The sequence below is a fragment of the Bacillus cereus group sp. BfR-BA-01522 genome, assembly GCF_022662635.1.
Lineage (GTDB): Bacteria > Bacillota > Bacilli > Bacillales > Bacillaceae_G > Bacillus_A > Bacillus_A cytotoxicus.
The window spans coordinates 1-280 of the sequence record NZ_JAKUDY010000057.1 but is presented as its reverse complement, the minus strand read 5'-3'; the positions used below and the strand labels follow the sequence as shown (position 1 = coordinate 280).

The following is a 280-nucleotide window of genomic DNA, read 5'->3' as shown; positions in this document are numbered from 1 at the left end:
TGCCGGCTAGAGGACTTGAACCCCCAACCTACTGATTACAAGTCAGTTGCTCTACCAATTGAGCTAAGCCGGCTCGCTAATTCAAAATGGTGGCTCGGGACGGAATCGAACCGCCGACACGAGGATTTTCAGTCCTCTGCTCTACCGACTGAGCTACCGAGCCTTATGTAATGGCGGTCCCGACCGGGGTCGAACCGGCGATCTCCTGCGTGACAGGCAGGCATGTTAACCACTACACCACGGGACCATTTGGTTGCGGGGACAGGATTTGAACCTGCGA

General features: G+C 55.7%; 3 tRNA genes. All 3 read right to left on the bottom strand.

Going from position 1 to position 280, the window contains the following annotated elements:
* Positions 1 to 73 (bottom strand) — tRNA-Thr (locus tag MR059_RS21635).
* A gap of 14 nt (positions 74 to 87) precedes the next feature.
* Positions 88 to 163: transfer RNA gene (locus MR059_RS21630), tRNA-Phe, on the bottom strand.
* 8 nt (positions 164 to 171) lie between these two features.
* A tRNA-Asp gene (locus MR059_RS21625) sits at positions 172 to 247 on the bottom strand.
* Between the last annotated feature and the right edge of the window lie 33 nt (positions 248 to 280).